We start from the raw sequence: 22,477 nt of genomic DNA, 5'->3' as shown, positions 1-22,477 counted from the left end.
CCGCAAATGTTTATCTGTTTATAAACGAAAATAAGCCGCGCATCCCTTACGGAAGCACGGCCTTACAACAATAACTCAACCTGAATTAAAAGCGCTACACGCGCAACAGATTAATACAGACGAGTACGGCGTGCGTTTTCACGAGCCAGTTTTTTTGCATGACGTTTTACCGCAGATGCTTTCGCGCGCTTACGTTCAGTCGTCGGTTTTTCATAGAACTCACGACGACGAACTTCCGCCAGAACACCTGCTTTTTCGCAGGAACGTTTGAAGCGACGAAGAGCAACGTCGAACGGCTCATTTTCACGTACTTTAATTACCGGCATGTGCCTCTCACCTTTGATTAATTCGTTTTGCTGCTGACAGCAACGCCAGCCTGTTTCAGAATGGTGCAGAATTTTACTGCAACTGCTGGTGCTTTGTAAAGCACCCGTGTGCTTTTTGAAAAGATCTTCATGAGGTCTGAGCGTATATGAAGTCGCTATACTGGGCGAACAAAGTTTTACATCACTCCGTATTGATCCTAAACTGCGCATTACAAAAACGAGGTGAAAGAAGACATGCGTGTACTGGGTATCGAAACATCCTGTGATGAAACCGGCATCGCCATTTATGACGACAAAAAGGGTTTGCTAGCCAATCAATTATACAGTCAGGTGTCATTACATGCTGATTATGGTGGTGTCGTCCCTGAGCTGGCATCACGTGATCATGTACGTAAAACTGTACCGCTCATTCAGATGGCAATGAAAGAAGCCAGTTTATCAGCGAAAGAAATTGATGCTGTAGCCTATACCGCCGGGCCTGGACTGGTGGGCGCACTGCTGGTAGGTGCCACGATTGGCCGGGCGCTCGCGTTCGCCTGGAATGTGCCAGCGATCCCGGTACATCATATGGAAGGACATCTGCTGGCTCCCATGCTGGAAGAGGATCCTCCCGCCTTTCCATTTGTCGCATTACTGGTATCGGGTGGTCACACACAACTTATTAGCGTGACGGGTATTGGACAATATCAGTTACTGGGAGAATCGATTGATGATGCGGCAGGAGAAGCATTTGATAAAACAGCGAAATTGTTAGGGCTGGATTACCCAGGGGGACCACTATTATCAAAAATGGCTTCTCGGGGAATAGCCGGACGATTTGTTTTTCCACGTCCGATGACCGATCGTCCAGGACTGGATTTTAGCTTTTCTGGCCTGAAGACCTTTGCAGCCAATGCAATTAAAAACAATAATCATGATGCACAGACTCATGCAGATATCGCGCGTGCTTTTGAAGATGCAGTGATAGATACGCTGATGATTAAATGTCGCCGGGCACTGGAACAGACCGATTTTAAACGTCTGGTAATAGCGGGTGGTGTCAGCGCAAATAGCGTATTACGGGAAAAACTGGCAACCATGATGACACAGCGTGGCGGTTCACTGTTCTGCGCGCGCCCGGCATTCTGTACCGATAATGGTGCGATGATTGCCTATGCCGGTATGATACGCCTGAATAGCGGTGTTAACGCCGCCCCCACTGTTACCGTCCGCCCGCGCTGGCCGCTGGCTGAACTGCCTGCCGTATCATTACCCTGAAAGAATAAATAACACTGCCCGTCAGTTAACCGCACTGGCTGGCAGGGAATAAATCCTCATAATCCCCTGTAAGACACATACAAAAAAGACCCGGTCTTCCGACCGGGTCCTTTCCGCTGTTTTAAAGCCTGGCAGCTCCCTGCTCTCGCATGGGGAGTCCCCACACTACCATCGGCGCTTCGGCGTTTCACTTCTGAGTTCGGCATGGGGTCAGGTGGGACCACCGCGCTGTCACCGCCAGGCTGATTCTTTCTAATCCTTCCTCGCTCTTCTTCCGGACCTCGCTGAAAATCTTTCTCTCTCTCCGCTCCACGCTTCCGACAAAACACCTTCGGCGTTGTAAGGTTAAGCCTCACGGGTCATTAGTATCAGTCAGCTCAACGTGTCACCACGCTTACACACCTGACCTATCAACGTCGTCGTCTTCAACGTCCCTTCAGGATATTTTCATATCAGGGATAACTCATCTCAGGGCAAGTTTCGGGCTTAGATGCTTTCAGCACTTATCTCTTCCGCATTTAGCTACCGGGCTGTGCCATTGGCATGACAACCCGTACACCAGTGATGCGTCCACTCCGGTCCTCTCGTACTGGGAGCAGCCCCCCTCAGTTATCCAGCGCCCACGGCAGATAGGGACCGAACTGTCTCACGACGTTCTAAACCCAGCTCGCGTACCACTTTAAATGGCGAACAGCCATACCCTTGGGACCGCTTCAGCCCCAGGATGTGATGAGCCGACATCGAGGTGCCAAACACCGCCGTCGATATGAACTCTTGGGCGGTATCAGCCTGTTATCCCCGGAGTACCTTTTATCCGTTGAGCGATGGCCCTTCCATTCAGAACCACCGGATCACTATGACCTGCTTTCGCACCTGCTCGCACCGTCACGCTCGCAGTCAGGCCAGCTTCTGCCATTGCACTATCCTCCTGATGTCCGACCAGGATTAGCTGACCTTCGTGCTCCTCCGTTACTCTTTGGGAGGAGACCGCCCCAGTCAAACTACCCGCCAGACACTGTCCGCAACCCCGCTCAGGGGCGCGTTAGAACATCAAACATTAAAGGGCGGTATTTCAACAGCGGCTCCATGCAGACTGGCGTCCACACTTCTTCGCCTCCCGCCTATCCTGCACATCAAGGCTCAAGGTTCAGTGTCAAGCTGTAGTAAAGGTTCACGGGGTCTTTCCGTCTTGCCGCGGGTACACTGCATCTTCACAGCGAGTTCAATTTCACTGAGTCCCGGGTGGAGACAGCCTGGCCATCATTACGCCATTCGTGCAGGTCGGAACTTACCCGACAAGGAATTTCGCTACCTTAGGATCGTTATAGTTACGGCCGCCGTTTACCGGGGCTTCAGTCAGCTGCTTCTCCTTTCAGATTACAGCATCATTTAACCTTCCGGCACCGGGCAGGCGTCACACCGTATACTTCCACTTGCGTGTTTGCACAGTGCTGTGTTTTTAATAAACAGTTGCAGCCAGCTGGTCTCTGCGACTGACCTCAGCTCCACGCGTTAAGCGCTTCACCTTGCGTCAGCGTGCCTTCTCCCGAAGTTACGGCACCATTTTGCCTAGTTCCTTCACCCGGGTTCTCTCAAGCGCCTTGGTATGCTCTACCTGACCACCTGTGTCGGTTTCGGGTACGATTTCATGTTACCTGTCGCTTAGAGGCTTTTCCTGGAAGCAGGGCTTCTGTTACTTCAGCACCTCAGTGCCTCGTCATCACGCCTCAGTGTTATGGTGTTCCGGATTTGCCTGAAACACCCACCTGCACGCTTAAACCGGGACTTCCGTCACCCGGATAACATAGCCTTCTCCGTCCCCCCTTCGCAGTAACATAAAGTACGGGAATATTAACCCGTTTCCCATCAGCTACGCCTTTCGGCCTCACCTTAGGGGTCGACTCACCCTGCCCCGATTAACGTTGGACAGGAACCCTTGGTCTTCCGGCGTGCGGGTTTTTCACCCGCATTATCGTTACTTATGTCAGCATTCGCACTTCTGATACCTCCAGCATGCCTCTCAGCACACCTTCTTCAGCTTACAGAACGCTCCCCTACCCAGCAGCTTGCGCCACTGCCGCAGCTTCGGTGCATGGTTTAGCCCCGTTACATCTTCCGCGCAGGCCGACTCGACCAGTGAGCTATTACGCTTTCTTTTAATGATGGCTGCTTCTAAGCCAACATCCTGGCTGTCTAAGCCTTCCCACTTCGTTTCCCACTTAACCATGACTTCGGGACCTTAGCTGGCGGTCTGGGTTGTTTCCCTCTCCACGACGAACGTTAGCACCCGCCGTGTGTCTCCCGTGGTACCATTCTGTGGTATTCGCAGTTTGCATCGGGTTGGTAAGTCGGGATGACCCCCTTGCCGAAACAGTGCTCTACCCCCACAGATGAACCCACGAGGCGCTACCTAAATAGCTTTCGGGGAGAACCAGCTATCTCCCGGTTTGATTGGCCTTTCACCCCCAGCCACAGGTCATCCGCTGATTTTTCAACATCAGTCGGTTCGGTCCTCCAGTTAGTGTTACCCAACCTTCAACCTGCCCATGGCTAGATCACCGGGTTTCGGGTCTGTACCCTGCAACTAGTCGCCCAGTTAAGACTCGGTTTCCCTGCGGCTCCCCTATTCGGTTAACCTCGCTACAGAATACAAGTCGCTGACCCATTATACAAAAGGTACGCAGTCACCCCACCACTAAGCCCCCTCTGCTTCTTTTGGCGGCTGGGCGTCGCTCACGCCCCGCCTGCCCTGCCTTACAGCAAAGGATGCCTCGTGGAATCTCACCACTGGCTTAGTGGTGGGGCTTCCACTGCTTGTACGTACACGGTTTCAGGTTCTCTTTCACTCCCCTCGCCGGGGTTCTTTTCGCCTTTCCCTCACGGTACTGGTTCACTATCGGTCAGTCAGGAGTATTTAGCCTTGGAGGATGAATTTTTTCAGGTTCTTCTTCAGACAGGATTTCTCGTGTCCCGCCCTACTCTTTGAGTCCACAGCATGCGCGCTTTCGTGTACGGGGCTGTCACCCTCTTTTGCCGGACTTTCCAGACCGTTCCACTAACACCCATGCTGATTATGACTCCGGGCTCCTCCCCTTTCGCTCGCCGCTACTCGGGGAATCTCGGTTGATTTCTTTTCCTCGGGGTACTGAGATGTTTCAGTTCCCCCGGTTCGCCTCGTTAACCTATGAATTCAGTTAACGATGATGTGATTACTCACACCGGGTTTCCCCATTCGGACATCGCCGGGTCACAGGCCCATATCACCTCGCCGGCGCTTTTCGCAGATTTGCACGTCCTTCATCGCCTCTGACTGCCAGGGCATCCACCGTGTACGCTTAGTCACTTAACCTCACAACCCGAAGATGTCTCTTCCGGTCGCTTCGCTTTGAGAGACCCGGACACACTTCTTCGTGTGTCCTCTTTCAATTTTCAGCTTGATCCAGTTTGTTAAAGAGCAATATATTTCACAAATGACCTCCCGGCCATCTCTGAAATACAGTCCGGCTGTGCCTTTCACCCACAACCCGCAAGTGGCGTCCCCTGGGGGATTCGAACCCCCGTTACCGCCGTGAAAGGGCGATGTCCTGGGCCTCTAGACGAAGGGGACTCTCTGTCTCGTTCGCAAGACGCCTTGCTCAATCTCTCGTCAGACAATCTGTGTGAACACTTCAGAAATCCAGAACCCTTCACTTTAAGGAGGTGATCCAACCGCAGGTTCCCCTACGGTTACCTTGTTACGACTTCACCCCAGTCATGAATCACAAAGTGGCAGGCGCCCCCCTTTCGGTTAAACTACCTGCTTCTTTTGCAACCCACTCCCATGGTGTGACGGGCGGTGTGTACAAGGCCCGGGAACGTATTCACCGTGGCATTCTGATCCACGATTACTAGCGATTCCGTCTTCGTGGAGTCGGGTTGCAGACTCCAGTCCGGACTACGACGCACTTTATGAGTTCCGCTCACCCTCGCAGGCTCGCCTCCCTTTGTATGCGCCATTGTAGCACGTGTGTAGCCCTGGTCGTAAGGGCCATGATGACTTGACGTCATCCCCACCTTCCTCCAGCTTTTCACTGGCAGTCTCCCCTGAGTTCCCGGCCAAACCGCTGGCAACAGAGGATAAGGGTTGCGCTCGTTGCGGGACTTAACCCAACATTTCACAACACGAGCTGACGACAGCCATGCAGCACCTGTCTCACAGCTCCCGAAGGCACCCCTCCATCTCTGGAGGGTTCTGTGGATGTCAAGACCAGGTAAGGTTCTTCGCGTTGCATCGAATTAAACCACATGCTCCACCGCTTGTGCGGGTGCCGTCAATTCATTTGAGTTTTAACCTTGCGGCCGTACTCCCCAGGCGGTCGATTTATCGCGTTTGCTTCGAAAGCCACTCCTCAACGGGAACAGCCTCCAAATCGACATCGTTTACAGCGTGGACTACCAGGGTATCTAATCCTGTTTGCTCCCCACGCTTTCGCACCTCAGCGTCAGTCTTCGTCCAGCCGCCTTCGCCACCGGTATTCCTCCAGATCTCTACGCATTTCACCGCTACACCTGGAATTCCACCCCCCTCTACGAGACTCCAGCCTGTCAGTTTCAAATGCTGTTCCCGGGTTAAGCCCGGGGATTTCACATCTGACTTAACACACCGCCTGCGTGCCCTTTACGCCCAGTTATTCCGATTAACGCTCGCACCCTCCGTATTACCGCGGCTGCTGGCACGGAGTTTGCCGGTGCTTCTTCTGCGGATAACGTCAAAATGAAAGTGTATTAAACTTCCATCCTTCCTCACCGCTGAAAGTACTTTACAACCCGAAGGCCTTCTTCATACACGCGGCATGGCTGCATCAGGGTTTCCCCCATTGTGCAATATTCCCCACTGCTGCCTCCCGCAGGAGTCTGGATAGTGTCTCAGTTCCAGTGTGGCTGGTCATCCTCTCAGACCAGCTAGGGATCGTCGCCCAGGTGAGCCATTACCTCACCTGCAAGCTAATCCCGTCTGGGCACATCCGGTGGCGTGAGGCCATAAGATTTTACCCACTTTGGTCTTCCGACATTATGCGGTATTAGCTACCGTTTCCAGTAGTTATCCCCCTCCACCAGGCAATTTCCCAGACTTTACTCACCCGTCCGCCACTCGTCAGCAAAGCAGCAAGCTGCTTCCTGTTACCGTTCGACTTGCATGTGTTAGGCCTGCCGCCAGCGTTCAATCTGAGCCATGATCAAACTCTTCAATTCAGGTCTGATCGCTCGTGAATTAAACTTCGTAAATGAATTACGTGTTCACTCAGAGACTTTTTAAATTTGCTTGACCGTCACCGACGGTCAGGCTCTGTCTTCCTGAGTGCCCACACAGATTGTCTGACTGATTGTTAAAGAGCGGTACTTCAATGAAGTGGGCGCATATAATACTCTCATGCGCTTCAGAGTCAAGTGTTTTTTTCACTTCCCCTGCCTGATTCCCGGTGGATTCGCTCCGTTATTCCGGGTCAGTGGGGGCGCATTATAGATATCCCATTTTTTTGCACAAGTCTTTTATGAACATTTTTCTGCAGTCGATGATATTTCATCCACTGCATCGTGTTCTTGTACAGTTTATGCTGGTTTTTATACCAAAAATATTTGCAGATCTTAGAAAAAAGCATCAGAGTTTTCACATATTCAATCCAAACCGATTAGGAAAGCCATGCCTGACAATTTACGTCCTTATAAAGATACATTGCCGAGAACAGGCGAGCGGGTGATGATCGATAAAACCAGCGTCGTTATCGGTGATGTCGAAATAGCTGATGATGTGAGCATCTGGCCACTGGTGGTGAGCCGCGCGGACGTTAACTCAATACAAATAGGTGCTCGTACTAATATTCAGGATGGTAGCGTACTACACGTTACACATAAATCACCGCATCAGCCACAAGGAAAGTCACTTATCATTGGCGAAGAGGTTACCATTGGACATAAGACGATATTACATGGCTGTCGTATCGGTAATCGGGTACTGGTAGGGATGGGAACCATCATACTGGATGGTGTCATCGTAGAAGATGATGTCATTATTGGTGCGGGTAGTCTGGTACCACAAAACAAACATCTGAAGAGTGGTTATCTCTATTTTGGTCATCCTGTTAAGCCAGCCCGTTCCCTGACAGAGGCAGAGCTAACAAGATTACGCGATTCAGCCAGCAATTATGTCAACTGGAAAGATGATTATCTGAATCAGGAAAGCCAGACCCAGCCTTGATCATCCTCCTGTTGATGGCGGATCAGTTCATCAGCTTCGTCCTCCAGATCCCAGCGATGATGACGAAATGCTGCCAGCCACTGCGTGGGATCTTCACCACCAAACCGCTGGGCTAATGTTATTGCGCTGATAGCACATGTAAGTTGCATACCATTAACCAGTGCCGGGAACGTAACGCATTGACGATGCGTGTCCCACTCTTCTCGCTCAGGGAACTGAATAGCCTGATTCATGCATACAATTCCTTCGATAACGTCTGAATAACAGGTGATATATCAGGTAATATTCCATGCCACAATAGCGTTGCATGAGCCGCCTGAGCCACTAACATGCCTAAGCCATCAGCACACCTTGTAGCACCGTATTTCTGACACCAGTCGATAAATGGCGTATGACCGCTCTGATAAAACATGTCATAACAACAGACATCTGGCGTAATGATCGATGGGGGGAGTACCGGAACTTCACCATTTATACCGCTGGATGTCGCATTAATAATCAGATTAAAAGACTGACCTGCCAGCGATGCGATTTCCATAGTACGAATGTTCCCCAGTGGGATAAACGCTTTTGCCAGTTCCTGAGCACGCTGGTGGGTACGATTGACGAGCGTAATAAAACAGCCTCGTGATAAAAGGGGTTGCAGGACACCACGCGCTGCACCACCCGCACCAATAAGTAATACCTGACAGCCTGGACTAATAAATTCCAGTCTGTCCAGATCACTCAATAACCCAACACCGTCAGTGTTATCCCCTAGCAGACGGCCATCCTCCAGCCGTTTCAGCGTATTTACCGCTCCTGCCATCGCGGCTCTCTCTGTCAGTTCATCCGCCCGATCAAATGCTTCTGCCTTAAATGGTACAGTAACATTGGCACCTTTTCCCCCGTGGTTAAAGAAGGTATTCAGGGCATTGGTAAAACCGTCTTTCGGTGCCAGTATTCGTCCATAGGGATAGGTGATTTGCAATTGCTGAGCAAAGAGCTGATGTATGACTGGTGATTTACTGTGATTAATCGGGTTGCCAAATACAGCATAAGGTTCCATTTATTTACCCCTGACGAAAAAGTTCACCCGTCAAGGCATCGCGAATTTCAGACGGGTTTTGACGTCCACCTGTTACCCCTTCTACCACTGGAAAACAGGCACCAAACTGCGCCTGTATTTCGGCAACAGTACGACAAGGAGGTTGTCCGGACAAATTGGCGCTCGTTGATACCAGCGGTTTGCCATAAGCCTCACATAATTCAATGACCAGCGGATGATCGCTAACTCGTATCGCCAGAGAATTGAAGTGCCCGGTTAACCAGAATGGTGTTGTAGCACTCGCCGGAAAGACAAAAGTTACCGCACCAGGCCAACGCGAGAAAACCGCTGTACGTTGCTCCTGACTGAGCGATGAATCATCAATATAAGGCATCAATTGCTCAAAGCTGGCAGCAATAAGTAGCAATCCTTTCTCAACAGGGCGTCGTTTAAGCTCAAGCAAACGCATGACCGCTATTTCACTGTCGGGATCACAACCCAGACCAAAAACAGCCTCTGTCGGATAAGCGATAACATGTTTATTATGCAGAATCGCTATCGCATTGGTGATCATATCTGAGTGCCGATTATTATTCACTGTTCGGTATCCACTGCAATCAGCTTCCCACATTGTTTACTGGCACAAAAGCATCTGTTGCCTTGTGCTGTTTTCTTCTTGATTAACAGTGGATAGTGACATTCCGGGCATTCCCCTGCTACGGGTTGTTGATTGATCGCAAACTGACAATCGGGATAACAATCACAAGCGTAAAAAATCTTGCCGAAACGAGAACGACGCTGGATCAGTTGCCCATGACCACACTGTGGACATGTTATTGCTGTTTTATCTGGTTTATCAATAGATTCAGTATGTTCACATTCCGGATAGCGGCTACAACCGATAAACATACCAAAACGCCCCTGACGTAACACCATAACAGCACCACAGGCTGGGCAATATTGATTCTCCAGTATTTTCACAATGTGACCATCCGCATGACTTTTCAGAGCTCGAACGTAGTTACAACCCGGATAACATGAGCACCCAAGAAAGGGGCCATGTTTTCCGGAGCGGATGGTCAGTGCGCCTCCACATTGTGGGCAGGATTCATTTTTAGGCATCGAAAATAGCGCTGATTTAGTCATAACCGCACAATATTGCTGCTGAAAAGTGAGTGCAGCATACCTCTATTTGCAGCAAAGAGTCATTCTTCCATTTGCAAACAGGTATTTTATCTGTATTCAGTATCTGAGTTTATCAGCAAAGGACAAGCAACGTTTAGTTATTGTTGAGCCTATAATTTATCATCCGCTTATCCCGTTGTAAGTTGACTATCCACCTGAATCTGCACATGACTTTAATGCTGACTATCGCGATCCTTTGCGCTCAGGGAACATAACTTGCTCTGCGTAATCGGACATAACCACCAGACACGGCCATCACCTGCCCCGACAACTCCAGTTCAAGTAACTGCGCGACAACCACAGACACGGGTAGCCCCACACGTTCAGCAATCACATCAACAGATGTAACCTCATCACCGACCCCCGCCAGCACAGGTGAGCGTAATTCTGCGGGAGATGACTGCTGATAACGTTTGCGATCAGGTAAATCATGTCGTCTCCGTAACGCTGGCTGATAATATTCAATAATATCTTCCGCTGAAGTCACCGGAATGGCACCTTGCTTCATTAGCCAATGTGGCCCAGCCGAACCGGGACTTGCTATAGGCCCAGGCAGGGCAAAAATATCCCGCCCTTGTTCCAAAGCACAACGTACAGTGACCAATGACCCACTCTTGAGGGCCGCTTCGATGACCAGAACCCCCACACTAAGCCCACTAATGATACGATTACGACGCGGAAAATTGCCTGGTAATGGAGGAGTGACCAGAGAAAACTCAGAAAGTAGTGCTCCCCCACTTTCCACCACCTGTTTGGCCAGCGTAGTATGGCGACGAGGGTAAACAGAATTCAAACCATTCCCAAGTACCGCAATGGTTTTCCCTTTCGCCTCCAGCGCTCCCCGGTGAGCAACACCGTCAATACCTATCGCCAGACCACTGGTAATTGTTATACCGTCGCGTGCTAACGTTGCACTAAACTGCTGCCCCCAATGTGCGCCATACCAGGAGTGAACACGACTGCCAACAATAGCCACCTGTACACTGCTAAGTATTGATACGTCGCCCCATACCAGTATAGCGCCAGGATAATCAGTAATGGCTCGCAGTTGTGGAGGATATAATGGGTCATCTGCCAGCAACAGAGTGTGATCAGCGTGTTCCAGCCAGGCGATCGTATCGTCAATTTCTTTCTGGCTATGGTTCAGAAACTGCTTCGATTGCGCCACACTCAGCCCGCAAGCATGTAATGTTTCACTATCAATCACAGGAACCCCACATAACCGTTTAGCCACCAGCATCATGGTGTCACCATACAGGTTATTGACTTTCATTAAACGTAGCCAGATCTCTGTAGAGGTCATTTCTATCCCTGCCATAAGTCACTTTAACTATCTTTGTGATTGCTCTACAAGGCTGTCAATTACAGGGTAATTTGTCTAGAATGAAGGCCATAATATTCTCAACTTCTGAATATAACTCTGGATCTTTATGGCAGTTTTGCATGTATTACATATCCCGGACGAGCGACTGCGAAAAATCGCTGAGCCGGTCAAAGAAGTCAATGCGGAAATTCGACGTATCATTGATGATATGTTTGAAACAATGTATGCAGAAGAAGGCATTGGTCTGGCAGCGACCCAGGTCGATATCCATCAGCGTATTATCGTCATTGATATTTCTGAAAACCGCCAGCAACCATTGGTCTTTATCAATCCTGAATTACAGGGAAAAACGGGTGAGACGGGCATTGAAGAAGGATGCTTATCTATCCCGGAACAACGGGCATTAGTCCCACGCGCTGAAACAGTCAATGTTCGGGCATTAAATCGTGATGGTGAATGGTTCGAGTTACATGCTGATGGGTTGCTGGCTATCTGTATTCAGCATGAAATGGATCATCTGGTGGGTAAATTGTTTATCGATTATCTGTCACCGCTTAAACAACAACGTATTCGCCAGAAGGTTGAAAAACTGGATCGTTTGCGTATGCGTACCTGAAAACAAGGATTCATGTGTCACACTCACTACGTATTATCTTTGCAGGGACACCCGATTTTGCCGCACGTCACCTGGATGCGCTATTATCATCTGATCACCAGGTGGTTGGTGTATTGACCCAACCCGATCGCCCTGCCGGTCGTGGTAAAAAGCTCATGTCCAGCCCGGTAAAAACGCTTGCTGAAGCCCATCAGCTGCCGCTATTCCAGCCAGTTTCTTTGCGCCAGAAAGAAAACCAGCAGATCATTACTTCACTGGCTGCAGATGTCATGGTCGTTGTCGCCTATGGTCTCATTCTACCTGAAGCCGTACTGAAAATACCGTATCAGGGCTGTATTAATGTGCATGGTTCTCTGTTGCCACGCTGGCGTGGTGCAGCACCCATCCAGCGTGCATTATGGGCCGGTGATACTGAGACAGGCGTCACTATTATGCAGATGGATGCGGGTCTGGATACAGGGAACATGCTGCACAAACTGGCTATTCCAATTACAGCAGAAGACACCAGTGCCAGTCTGTATAACAAACTGGCAGAACTTGGCCCACAAGGTTTATTATCCACATTGGATCAGATAGCCCAGGGAACAGTGCACGCTGAAGTTCAGGACGAAACTTTAACCACTTATGCTGAAAAATTGAGTAAGGAAGAAGCACGCATCGACTGGTCTCTCTCTGCCATACAGCTTGAACGCTGTATCCGTGCATTTAACCCCTGGCCCATGAGCTGGCTGGAAATTGATCAGCAGCCAGTCAAAGTCTGGCAGGCATCAGCGATTGCTACATCGACCACTGCGGAACCTGGCACCATTATTATGGCGGGCAAACAAGGTATTGAAGTTGCTACCGGTGACGGTATTTTGTGTCTGGAATCGCTGCAACCTGCGGGGAAAAAAGCGATGAGTAGCCAGGATTTACTCAACTCTCGTCGCGAGTGGTTTATTCCCGGCAACCATCTTTCCTGATCATTACTCTATTTAACGCCCGGATTTACCGGGCATTTTTATTTTTGCAGTTATGAAAAAAAATCTTAATTTACGTAGTCTGGCAGCACAGGCCATTGAACAAGTCATTGAACAAGGTCAATCGCTTAGCAACATTCTGCCACCGTTACAAAAAAAAGTCAGTGACAGAGATAAAAGCCTGTTACAAGAGTTATGCTTTGGTTCGCTACGAACCCTGAGCCAGCTGGAATGGTTAATTAATCAATTAATGGCTCGTCCGATGACGGGCAAACAACGCACTGTTCACTATTTAATTATGGTTGGTCTTTATCAGCTTTTATATACCCGTATTCCAGCCCATGCAGCACTGGCAGAAACCGTCGAAGGCGCAATAGCGATCAAACGTCCACAATTAAAAGGTCTCATTAATGGTGTATTACGTGAATTCCAGCGCCAGCAGGATACCTTGCTGGCGACGTTTGCGCAAAACGATAGCCGTTTTCTCCATCCTTCATGGCTACTCAAACGGCTACAGAAATCCTGGCCCCAGCAATGGCAAAGGATTGTTGACGCCAATAACCAACATCCTCCCATGTGGCTGCGGATCAACCGTCAAAAATGTTCACGCGATCAATGGATGATTCTTCTGGAAGAGGCGGGCTTACAGGGTTTTGCCCATCCGGATTATCCTGACGCGGTACGACTAATCACACCCGCAGCTGTATATACCTTGCCAGGTTTTGACCAGGGTTGGGTCAGCGTACAAGATCTCTCTGCCCAGAGGTGTATGCAGTATCTCGCGCCGGAAAATGGTGAAAGAATACTGGATCTGTGTGCTGCTCCAGGCGGAAAAACCACACATATTCTGGAAGTTGCCCCACAGGCCAGTGTACTGGCTGTTGATCTTGACCAACAGCGCCTGTCGCGCGTTTACGATAATCTGAAACGAGAAGGGATGGAGGCGCAGGTCAGACAAGGCGATGGACGTTACCCCACGCAATGGTGTCAAGGTGAAAAATTTGATCGTATTTTACTCGACGCCCCTTGTTCAGCAACCGGCGTCATTCGTCGTCATCCGGATATTAAATGGTTACGTCGTACTGATGATATCGATAAGCTGGTACAAGTGCAGGCAGAAATACTTGATGCAATCTGGCCTTATCTAAGATCGGGCGGGACATTACTCTATGCAACCTGTTCTATTTTGCCAGAAGAAAATAGTCAACAAATTGCTGATTTCCTGCGGCGCACACCAGATGCAAAAATCAGCATGACAGGTTCCCCCGCGCAACCTGGTATACAAAATTTGCCCGCTATAGAAGAGGGCGATGGTTTCTTTTACGCTAAGCTCATTAAACTTCGGCAATAAGGGACTACTACTGATGAAAATTATTATCCTTGGTGCTGGCCAGGTAGGAGGAACTCTCGCCGAAAACCTCGTCGGAGAGAACAATGATATTACTTTAGTCGATAGCAATGGCGATCGTTTGCATGAATTACAGGATAAATTTGATCTTCGTGTTGTCCAGGGACACGCTTCTCATCCCCGCGTTTTACGTGAAGCAGGTGCCGATGATGCGGATATGCTGGTTGCCGTTACCAGTTCAGATGAAACCAACATGGTCGCCTGTCAGGTCGCCTGTTCCTTGTTTAACACACCCAATCGCATCGCTCGTATTCGTGCGCCAGATTACTTACGTGATGCTGAAAAACTTTTTCAACCAGAAGCGATACCCATCGACCACTTGATCGCACCTGAACAGCTGGTTATTGATAATATTTATCGACTGATTGAATACCCTGGCGCGTTGCAGGTTGTCAACTTTGCCGAAGGAAAGGTGAGTCTGGCGGTAGTGAAGGCTTACTATGGTGGCCCTCTGGTCGGTAATGCACTCTCCACAATCCGTGAACATATCCCATACATCGATACCCGTATCGTCGCTATTTTCCGCCACAACAAACCTATTCGCCCACAAGGTTCAACGATTGTTGAAGCCGGTGATGAAGTCTTCTTTATTACTGCTTCACAGCATATTCGTGCCGTAATGAGTGAACTACAACGCCTTGAAAAGCCTTATAAGCATATTATGCTGGTCGGTGGAGGGAATATTGGCGCAGGTCTCGCTGGTCAGCTGGAGAAAGATTACAGCGTTAAGCTTATTGAGCACAACCAGCAACGTGCAGCAGAACTCGCGGAGAAACTGCAAAATACGATTATTTTTTATGGTGATGCATCGGATCAAGAGTTACTGGCAGAAGAGCATATTGATCAAATTGATCTTTTTATTGCCGTTACCAATGATGACGAAGCAAATATCATGTCTGCCATGCTCGCCAAGCGAATGGGAGCAAAAAAAGTCATGGTGTTAATCCAGCGCAAAGCCTATATCGATTTGGTACAAGGAAGCGTTATTGATATTGCGATTTCACCACAGCAAGCGACCATTTCTGCACTACTTGGTCATGTACGTAAAGCCGATATTGTTGGTGTATCTTCGTTACGCCGGGGGATCGCCGAAGCCATCGAAGCTGTCGCTCACGGCGAGGAGAGTACCTCCCGGGTAGTGGGGCGCACAGTCGATGAGATTAAACTTCCGCCAGGAACAATTATCGGTGCCATTGTACGTGGTAATGATGTCATTATCGCCAATAATAATCTGCGTATTGAGCAAGGTGATCATGTGATTATGTTTTTGACTGATAAAAAATTTATTTCTGATGTCGAGCGCTTGTTTCAGCCAAGCCCTTTTTTCCTGTAGGGGCACCTGACCAATAATAACTGGCAACACATTATTATTTAACAAATAATAAACATAAATGGAAAACAGGGATTCCTTTGATAAACTTATCTCTATGAACGGATTTAAGGTGAATAGAATGAGTATATTAAAAGAATTTCGTGATTTTGCTATGCGCGGTAATGTCGTCGATTTAGCGGTGGGTGTGATCATTGGCGCGGCCTTCAGCAAAATTGTGTCATCCCTGGTGGCTGATATTATTATGCCTCCTCTTGGTTTGCTGATTGGCGGCGTCGATCTTAAATCATTCGCATTTACCTTACGTGCCGCACATGGCGATGTGCCAGCTGTTGTCATTCATTATGGGATATTTATTCAGAATGTCTTTGATTTTATTATTGTTGCCTTTGCTATTTTTATGGCAATCAAATTAATGAATAAATTAACTCGCAAAAAACAGGAGACGTCGCCGAAACCTCAGAAACCCTCGAAAGAAGAGGTTTTATTAAGCGAAATTCGTGATCTATTACAAGAACAAAACCAGCGAAACCATTGACTCCGTGATGCGATTGCAGATCAATGTGCTGAAATTCCATTGTTAGCACCCTGTTCAAGCGCTTCAAGGATTGAGCAATATACACTACTGTGGGCATTGCCGCAGCATGCCTCGTTGAGTCTTTGTAAGGAGTCGCGCATCGCCTGTAATTCTTTGATACGTGCATCGACTTCATTCAGACGAGCCTGCACGATACGTTTCGACTCCTGACAAGTGTGATGTTCAGGATCAACGCGAATCGATAACAATTCGCGAATTGCTTCCAGCGTGAACCCAAGCTGTCGGGCATAACGGATAAAGCGTAGACGCTGAAGATCCGCGTCGGTATAAAGCCGGAAGCCCCCTTCTGTGCGTGCATCATGTGCCATCATCTGCTGCTTTTCATAATAGCGAATGGTGTCCGGCGTAACATCAGCAAGCTTCGCGAGTTCACCAATACGGTACATGTTCACTCCTTATTGATCTTATTCTGTAATTTTCCAGCATATTCATGATACAGAAAATCAGTGCTCAATCCGGCGTGATGTAATTTAAATTCAAGTACAGCAAGCCGATAACACAGCACTTTATATTGTGGATCATCTGAAGATACAGACTTAAGCATATCGATCAATGCAATTGCTTCCTTACGTTGTTCAAGTTCAGGCGGTAAATAACCGGCATTTTTCAGTATCCGGTAGCCAGCACGCAACTCAGCCGATACATGGGAATTATCGTCGAGAATTAAGGGGTTACCATTCCCCGGAAGTTTCTCAAATTCACCGTTAGCCTGTGCCGCCATAATGTGACGCTCTGCCCATTGATCCAGCACCCACATATCATATCCCAGCAAAGTGAATAAAAAGAATACATGTATTGTAGATAAATGAAGCATCCCCGGATATAAAAAAACCCGCCGAAGCGGGTTTTTTTACATTACCACAGATTACTCTGCGGCAGTTTCTGTTTTAGATTCAGAACGATCAACTAACTCGATGTATGCCATCGGTGCATTGTCGCCTGCACGGAAACCACATTTCAGAATACGAGTGTAGCCACCGGCACGGCTCGCAAAACGCGGGCCCAGTTCATTAAACAGTTTTGCCACGATCTCGTTATCACGAGTACGAGCGAATGCCAGACGACGATTAGCTACGCTATCCGTCCTGGCAAGAGTAATCAGTGGCTCAACCACGCGACGCAGTTCTTTCGCTTTCGGCAGGGTCGTCTTAATAATTTCATGACGAACCAGCGAACCAGCCATGTTACGGAACATAGCCTGGCGATGGCTGCTGTTGCGATTCAGTTGACGACCACTCTTACGATGGCGCATGACCTTATCCTTCTCAGTAAAACCTTAACCTGTGATCCGGTTACTCATCAGCAATGCTTGCCGGTGGCCAGTTTTCCAGGCGCATACCCAGAGACAAACCACGCGATGCCAGCACATCTTTTATCTCAGTAAGAGATTTCTTACCCAGGTTTGGCGTTTTCAGCAACTCAACCTCAGTACGCTGTACCAGATCACCGATATAGTGGATGGCTTCTGCCTTAAGGCAGTTAGCAGAGCGGACAGTCAGTTCAAGATCGTCAACAGGGCGCAGCAGGATCGGATCGAATTCTGGTTTCTCTTCCTTCACTTCAGGTTGACGTACATCACGTAAATCAACAAAAGCTTCCAGTTGTTCTGCCAGGATGGTTGCCGCACGACGAATCGCCTCTTCAGGATCGATTGTGCCATTGGTTTCCATTTCGATGACCAGCTTGTCCAGATCAGTGCGTTGTTCAACACGCGCTGCTTCAACATTGTAGGCAATACGCTCTACCGGGCTGTAGCATGCGTCCACTAACAGGCGACCAATCGGACGCTCATCTTCTTCCGAGTGGATTCGGGTAGAAGCTGGCACATAACCACGACCACGCTGAACGGTAATACGCATGCTAATCGCAGCGTTTTCATCAGTCAGGTGACAGATCACATGCTGCGGCTTGACGATTTCAACATCACCGTCATGGGTAATGTCGGCTGCAGTCACAGGGCCAATGCCAGATTTATTCAAAGTAAGAACAACTTCATCCTTACCATGAACTCTCACCGCCAACCCTTTCAGATTGAGTAAGATTTCCAGGATATCTTCCTGAACGCCTTCTTTGGTACTGTATTCGTGCAGCACACCATCAATCTCAACCTCTGTCACCGCGCAACCCGGCATCGATGAAAGCAGAATACGGCGCAGTGCATTACCCAGAGTATGGCCAAAGCCACGCTCTAAAGGTTCAAGGGTCACCTTGGCGTGCGTCGAACTCATTTGCTCGATATCAACCAGGCGCGGTTTTAGAAACTCTGTCACAGAACCCTGCATTGTGTCCTCTCTTTGATACTAAGCTTTACTTGGAGTAAAGCTCGACGATCAGGTGTTCGTTAATGTCCGCAGACAGATCGGAACGCTCTGGCTTACGCTTAAACGTACCTTCCATCTTGCCAGCATCAACTTCCAGCCAGGTTGGCTTTTCACGCTGCTCAGCCAGCTCAAGAGCGGCTTTCACACGAGATTGTTTTTTTGCTTTCTCACGAATGCTAACAACATCATTCGCTTTAACCTGATAAGAAGCGATGTTAACAACACGACCGTTTACCATAATAGCCTTATGGCTAACCAATTGACGTGCTTCGGCACGGGTGGCGCCAAAGCCCATACGGTAAACAACGTTGTCCAGACGTCCTTCAAGCAACGCTAACAGGTTTTCACCTGTGTTACCTTTCAGACGCGCTGCTTCTTTATAGTAATTACGGAACTGACGCTCCAGTACACCATAAATGCGGCGAACTTTCTGCTTCTCACGCAACTGTACACCATAGTCAGACAGACGCGGTTTACGTGCGCCGTGCTGGCCTGGAGCTTGTTCAATTTTACACTTGGTATCGATCGCGCGGACGCCTGACTTCAGAAATAAGTCAGTACCCTCACGACGGCTCAGCTTGAGCTTAGGACCCAAATATCTTGCCATTTTCTTTCTCCAACTAACCGGGAAAACGCAGCGTTATACGCGGCGTTTTTTCGGCGGACGACAACCGTTATGAGGGATCGGCGTCACATCAGTAATATTAGTGATGCGGAAACCAGCGGCATTCAGTGCACGAATAGTAGATTCGCGACCTGGACCCGGACCTTTTACCATAACTTCCAGATTCTTGATGCCGTATTCTTTAACGGCTTCTGCACAACGCTCTGCTGCAACCTGAGCTGCAAATGGCGTTGACTTGCGAGAACCACGGAAACCAGAGCCACCGGATGTTGCCCAACCCAACGCATTACCCTGACGATCAGTAATGGTAACGATGGTGTTGTTAAAAGAAGCATGGATATGAGCCACGCCATCAGAGACTTGCTTTCTTACACGTTTACGTGCACGAATTGGTGCCTTTGCCATTATTCAATCACCCCGATTATTTCTTGATCGGTTTGCGCGGACCCTTACGGGTACGTGCGTTGGTCTTAGTACGTTGACCACGAACCGGAAGACCACGACGATGACGCAAACCACGGTAGCAACCAATGTCCATCAGACGTTTGATGCTCAGGGTGATTTCACGGCGCAGATCGCCTTCAACAACAAATTTACTTACTGCATCACGCAGCATATCAATTTGCTCTTCAGACAGCTCACTGATCTTAACATCTTCAGCAATTCCCGTTTCAGCGCAAATAGCTTTGGAACGAGTCTTACCGATACCGAAAATTGCCGTTAAGGCAATGACAGTATGTTTATGATCAGGAATGTTAATGCCTGCTATACGGGCCACTATGCACTCCTACTATTTCATTGTACGCATACCATGCTGAAAAGCCCGTTTTCAGGATACTCAAATGGAAACGTACAGACATATAAAAGATTGGCTGGCTAATCTAGCCAGCTCAACCCAACTTTGCAAGAAAAATATGCGCAAAATCAGCCTTGGCGCTGTTTATGCTTTGGCTCTGCACTGCAAATTACACGGATGACACCATCACGTTTAACGATTTTACAATTGCGACATAATTTCTTGACGGAAGCACGAACTTTCATTTTTACTCTCCGTAACTTCTCTGGCGCCCTAATTAACGGCTATAGCCTTTCAGGTTCGCCTTCTTCAGGGCAGACTCATATTGATATTGACTGGACATCATCAGAGTTTGCACTTGAGCCATAAAGTCCATAATCACGACAACAACGATGAGTAGCGAGGTTCCACCAAAGTAGAATGGCACTTTCATTGCGTCACGCATGAACTCCGGGATCAGGCAGATAAAAGTAATATACAACGCACCGGCTAATGTCAGACGAGTCATTACTTTATCAATATACTTCGCCGTTTGCTCTCCCGGACGAATTCCTGGTACAAACGCACCGGACTTCTTCAGTTTATCTGCTGTTTCCCGCGGGTTGAAAACCAGCGCTGTATAGAAAAAGCAGAAAAAGATGATCGCAGAGGCATAGAGTAACACATAAAGCAGTCGCCCTGGCTGTAAAGCATACGAGATCGTTGACAACCAACCCCAGCCTGTACTGCCCCCGAACCATGACGCTAACGTCGCCGGAAACAAAATAATGCTGGAGGCGAAAATAGCCGGTATTACCCCAGCCATATTCACCTTTAATGGCAAATGTGTACTCTGTGCAGCATAGACACGACGTCCCTGTTGACGCTTCGCGTAGTTCACCACTATACGGCGCTGACCACGTTCAACAAATACAACAAAGAAAGTCACGGCAAATACTAACACTGCAACCAACAACAACAGGAGGAAGTGCAGCTCGCCTTGACGCGCTTGCTCAATAGTATGGGCAATAGCTGGTGGAAGACCTGCAACGATACCGGCAAAGATAATGATTGAAATACCATTACCAATACCGCGCTCAGTAATCTGTTCACCAAGCCACATCAGGAACATGGTTCCTGTTACCAGACTCACAACAGCAGTGAAATAAAATGCAAAACCTGGATTTATTATCAGCCCTTGCATACCTGGCATATTCGGCAGACCCGTAGCAATACCGATCGACTGAAATATCGCCAGCACCAGAGTACCGTAACGAGTATACTGGCTGATCTTACGTCGGCCAGATTCTCCTTCTTTCTTTAGCTCAGCTAACGGTTGATAGACAACTGTCAGCAACTGGATAATTATCGATGCTGAAATATACGGCATAATACCCAGCGCGAAGATAGAAGCACGACTCAGGGCACCACCAGAAAACATATTAAACATTTCAATGATGGTACCACGCTGTTGCTCAAGCAGTTTTTCAAGCACAGCGGCATCAATACCAGGGATCGGTATAAAAGAGCCAATACGGAACACAATCAACGCACCGATTACAAACAGCAGTCTGCGTTTCAGTTCGCCAATTCCACCTTTGGCACTTTGAAAATCGAATCCCGGTTGTTTAGCCATCTGCTACTTATTCCTCAATTTTACCGCCAGCAGCTTCGATTGCAGCACGAGCGCATTTAGACACACGCAGTCCACGTACAGTTACCGGAGTCGTTACTTCGCCAGATCCGATCACCTTAGCGAATTCGATCTCAATATCGATAATGTTTGCGGCTTTCAGCGTGTTCAGGTCTACAATACCACCCTCTACTTTAGCGAGGTCAGACAGACGAACCTGCGCTGTAGTCGCTGCTTTACATTCCTCAATTTTACCGCCAGCAGCTTCGATTGCAGCACGAGCACCTTTAGTCACACCCAGTCCACGTACAGTTACCGGCGTCGTTACTTCGCCAGACCAGATTACCTTAGCGAATTCGATCTCAATACCGATAATGTTTGCGGCTTTCAGCGTGTTCAGGTCTACAATACCACCCTCTACTTTAGCAAGATCAGACAGACGAACCTGCGCTGTGATCGCTGCTTTACGAGAGGTGAAGCCAAATTTCGGTAGGCGGCGGTACAGAGGCATTTGACCACCTTCAAACCCGCGACGTACGCCACCGCCAGAACGAGATTTCTGACCTTTGTGACCACGACCACCGGTTTTACCGAGGCCAGAACCAATACCACGCCCCAGGCGTTTACCCGCCTTTTTAGAGCCTTCGGCCGGAGATAGAGTATTTAAACGCATCTCTTACTCCTCAATTTTAACCATATAGGAAACAGCATTGACCATACCACGAATCGCGGGAGTATCCTCACGTTCTACGGTGTGGCCAATACGGCGCAGACCCAAGCCAAGCAGAGTTGCCTTATGTTTTGGCAAACGACCGATTGCACTACGGGTTTGAGTAATTTTAATAGTCTTTGCCATGG

General features: G+C 48.7%; 23 protein-coding genes, 1 tRNA gene, 3 rRNA genes and 2 pseudogenes. 7 read left to right on the top strand and 22 right to left on the bottom strand.

Annotated elements, in window-relative coordinates:
• Window positions 1–110: 110 nt before the first annotated feature.
• Window positions 111–326 carry a 30S ribosomal protein S21 gene (gene rpsU, locus PT300_04200; GenBank protein MDF7679853.1) on the bottom strand — a complete coding sequence of 72 codons (216 nt, stop codon included), beginning with the start codon at window positions 324–326 and terminating at the stop codon, window positions 111–113.
• A 234-nt stretch (window positions 327–560) separates the two neighbouring features.
• Between rpsU and tsaD the strand changes: the two genes are divergently transcribed.
• The gene (tsaD, locus tag PT300_04195; GenBank protein ID MDF7679852.1) at window positions 561–1,583 is read left to right on the top strand and encodes a tRNA (adenosine(37)-N6)-threonylcarbamoyltransferase complex transferase subunit TsaD; all 1,023 of its coding nucleotides are present in this window, start codon (window positions 561–563) and stop codon (window positions 1,581–1,583) included.
• 126 nt (window positions 1,584–1,709) lie between these two features.
• Here the strand turns inward: tsaD and rrf are convergent.
• The 4 genes from rrf to PT300_04175 form a co-directional block, all read right to left on the bottom strand.
• Window positions 1,710–1,825 (bottom strand): 5S ribosomal RNA (gene rrf, locus PT300_04190).
• Between the two features lie 99 nt (window positions 1,826–1,924).
• Window positions 1,925–4,932, bottom strand: a 23S ribosomal RNA gene (locus PT300_04185).
• Between the two features lie 182 nt (window positions 4,933–5,114).
• A tRNA-Glu gene (locus tag PT300_04180) sits at window positions 5,115–5,190 on the bottom strand.
• Between the two features lie 85 nt (window positions 5,191–5,275).
• Window positions 5,276–6,815: ribosomal RNA gene (locus PT300_04175) — 16S ribosomal RNA — on the bottom strand.
• Together the 16S, 23S and 5S rRNA genes with 1 tRNA gene alongside form the textbook arrangement of a ribosomal RNA operon.
• A gap of 448 nt (window positions 6,816–7,263) precedes the next feature.
• Here PT300_04175 and PT300_04170 point away from each other — a divergent pair.
• Complete coding sequence (locus PT300_04170) at window positions 7,264–7,818, top strand: gamma carbonic anhydrase family protein (GenBank protein MDF7679851.1); 555 nt, start codon at window positions 7,264–7,266, stop codon at window positions 7,816–7,818.
• Here the strand turns inward: PT300_04170 and PT300_04165 are convergent.
• From PT300_04165 to dprA, 5 genes are all read right to left on the bottom strand, one after another.
• Window positions 7,794–8,051 (bottom strand): DUF1488 domain-containing protein, encoded by a 258-nt coding sequence (locus tag PT300_04165; protein MDF7679850.1) that lies wholly within the window; start codon window positions 8,049–8,051, stop codon window positions 7,794–7,796. The two genes, PT300_04170 and PT300_04165, sit on opposite strands and share 25 nt — an antisense overlap.
• Entirely contained in the window at window positions 8,048–8,866 is an 819-nt protein-coding gene (gene aroE, locus PT300_04160; protein ID MDF7679849.1) for a shikimate dehydrogenase, read from the bottom strand. The genes PT300_04165 and aroE overlap by 4 nt, the downstream gene beginning before the upstream one ends.
• Window positions 8,867–8,870: 4 nt before the next feature.
• Window positions 8,871–9,443 carry an L-threonylcarbamoyladenylate synthase type 1 TsaC gene (gene tsaC, locus PT300_04155; protein ID MDF7679848.1) on the bottom strand — a complete coding sequence of 191 codons (573 nt, stop codon included), beginning with the start codon at window positions 9,441–9,443 and terminating at the stop codon, window positions 8,871–8,873.
• Window positions 9,440–9,991, bottom strand: coding sequence for a topoisomerase DNA-binding C4 zinc finger domain-containing protein (locus PT300_04150; protein ID MDF7679847.1), 552 nt, complete (start codon window positions 9,989–9,991; stop codon window positions 9,440–9,442). Before PT300_04150 ends, tsaC begins: the two co-directional genes overlap by 4 nt.
• A 241-nt stretch (window positions 9,992–10,232) precedes the next feature.
• Window positions 10,233–11,333 (bottom strand): DNA-protecting protein DprA, encoded by a 1,101-nt coding sequence (gene dprA / locus PT300_04145; GenBank protein ID MDF7679846.1) that lies wholly within the window; start codon window positions 11,331–11,333, stop codon window positions 10,233–10,235.
• Window positions 11,334–11,460: 127 nt separating this feature from the next.
• Between dprA and def the strand changes: the two genes are divergently transcribed.
• From def to mscL, 5 genes are all read left to right on the top strand, one after another.
• On the top strand, window positions 11,461–11,970 hold the full coding sequence (def, locus tag PT300_04140; protein ID MDF7679845.1) for a peptide deformylase: 510 nt from the start codon (window positions 11,461–11,463) through the stop codon (window positions 11,968–11,970).
• Window positions 11,971–11,984: 14 nt separating this feature from the next.
• Window positions 11,985–12,932 carry a methionyl-tRNA formyltransferase gene (gene fmt, locus PT300_04135; GenBank protein ID MDF7679844.1) on the top strand — a complete coding sequence of 316 codons (948 nt, stop codon included), beginning with the start codon at window positions 11,985–11,987 and terminating at the stop codon, window positions 12,930–12,932.
• 52 nt (window positions 12,933–12,984) lie between these two features.
• Complete coding sequence (rsmB, locus tag PT300_04130) at window positions 12,985–14,280, top strand: 16S rRNA (cytosine(967)-C(5))-methyltransferase RsmB (protein MDF7679843.1); 1,296 nt, start codon at window positions 12,985–12,987, stop codon at window positions 14,278–14,280.
• A 13-nt stretch (window positions 14,281–14,293) separates the two neighbouring features.
• On the top strand, window positions 14,294–15,670 hold the full coding sequence (trkA, locus tag PT300_04125; protein ID MDF7679842.1) for a Trk system potassium transporter TrkA: 1,377 nt from the start codon (window positions 14,294–14,296) through the stop codon (window positions 15,668–15,670).
• Window positions 15,671–15,788: 118 nt separating this feature from the next.
• Window positions 15,789–16,205 carry a large-conductance mechanosensitive channel protein MscL gene (gene mscL / locus PT300_04120; GenBank protein ID MDF7679841.1) on the top strand — a complete coding sequence of 139 codons (417 nt, stop codon included), beginning with the start codon at window positions 15,789–15,791 and terminating at the stop codon, window positions 16,203–16,205.
• A 20-nt stretch (window positions 16,206–16,225) separates the two neighbouring features.
• On the opposite strand, the gene zntR is transcribed toward mscL, so the two are convergent.
• The 12 genes and pseudogenes from zntR to rpmD form a co-directional block, all read right to left on the bottom strand.
• Complete coding sequence (gene zntR, locus PT300_04115; protein ID MDF7679840.1) at window positions 16,226–16,651, bottom strand: Zn(2+)-responsive transcriptional regulator; 426 nt, start codon at window positions 16,649–16,651, stop codon at window positions 16,226–16,228.
• A gap of 2 nt (window positions 16,652–16,653) precedes the next feature.
• On the bottom strand, window positions 16,654–17,022 hold the full coding sequence (locus PT300_04110; GenBank protein ID MDF7679839.1) for a DUF1992 domain-containing protein: 369 nt from the start codon (window positions 17,020–17,022) through the stop codon (window positions 16,654–16,656).
• 108 nt (window positions 17,023–17,130) lie between these two features.
• Window positions 17,131–17,517, bottom strand: coding sequence for a 50S ribosomal protein L17 (gene rplQ / locus PT300_04105; GenBank protein MDF7679838.1), 387 nt, complete (start codon window positions 17,515–17,517; stop codon window positions 17,131–17,133).
• Window positions 17,518–17,557: 40 nt separating this feature from the next.
• A complete protein-coding gene (gene rpoA / locus PT300_04100) occupies window positions 17,558–18,547 on the bottom strand; it encodes a DNA-directed RNA polymerase subunit alpha (protein MDF7679837.1) in 990 nt (329 codons plus the stop codon).
• A gap of 25 nt (window positions 18,548–18,572) precedes the next feature.
• Window positions 18,573–19,193 carry a 30S ribosomal protein S4 gene (gene rpsD / locus PT300_04095; GenBank protein MDF7679836.1) on the bottom strand — a complete coding sequence of 207 codons (621 nt, stop codon included), beginning with the start codon at window positions 19,191–19,193 and terminating at the stop codon, window positions 18,573–18,575.
• A 33-nt stretch (window positions 19,194–19,226) separates the two neighbouring features.
• Window positions 19,227–19,616 carry a 30S ribosomal protein S11 gene (gene rpsK, locus PT300_04090; protein ID MDF7679835.1) on the bottom strand — a complete coding sequence of 130 codons (390 nt, stop codon included), beginning with the start codon at window positions 19,614–19,616 and terminating at the stop codon, window positions 19,227–19,229.
• Window positions 19,617–19,632: 16 nt separating this feature from the next.
• Window positions 19,633–19,989, bottom strand: coding sequence for a 30S ribosomal protein S13 (gene rpsM / locus PT300_04085; GenBank protein ID MDF7679834.1), 357 nt, complete (start codon window positions 19,987–19,989; stop codon window positions 19,633–19,635).
• Window positions 19,990–20,135: 146 nt separating this feature from the next.
• Window positions 20,136–20,252: a 50S ribosomal protein L36 gene (rpmJ, locus tag PT300_04080; protein MDF7679833.1), complete on the bottom strand. Its 117-nt coding sequence runs from the start codon at window positions 20,250–20,252 to the stop codon at window positions 20,136–20,138.
• A 32-nt stretch (window positions 20,253–20,284) separates the two neighbouring features.
• A complete protein-coding gene (gene secY, locus PT300_04075) occupies window positions 20,285–21,622 on the bottom strand; it encodes a preprotein translocase subunit SecY (protein ID MDF7679832.1) in 1,338 nt (445 codons plus the stop codon).
• A gap of 7 nt (window positions 21,623–21,629) precedes the next feature.
• A pseudogene (locus PT300_04070) lies at window positions 21,630–21,845 on the bottom strand (uL15 family ribosomal protein).
• A gap of 15 nt (window positions 21,846–21,860) precedes the next feature.
• Window positions 21,861–22,292, bottom strand: a pseudogene (gene rplO, locus PT300_04065) (50S ribosomal protein L15).
• Between the two features lie 3 nt (window positions 22,293–22,295).
• Window positions 22,296–22,475, bottom strand: coding sequence for a 50S ribosomal protein L30 (gene rpmD / locus PT300_04060; protein MDF7679831.1), 180 nt, complete (start codon window positions 22,473–22,475; stop codon window positions 22,296–22,298).
• Window positions 22,476–22,477 lie beyond the last annotated feature (2 nt).

The organism is Enterobacteriaceae bacterium ESL0689 (assembly GCA_029433525.1).
Classification (GTDB): Bacteria; Pseudomonadota; Gammaproteobacteria; order Enterobacterales; family Enterobacteriaceae; genus JAQTIF01.
The sequence above is the reverse complement of the archived record's forward strand: the minus strand, read 5'-3'. Positions and strand labels throughout refer to the sequence as shown.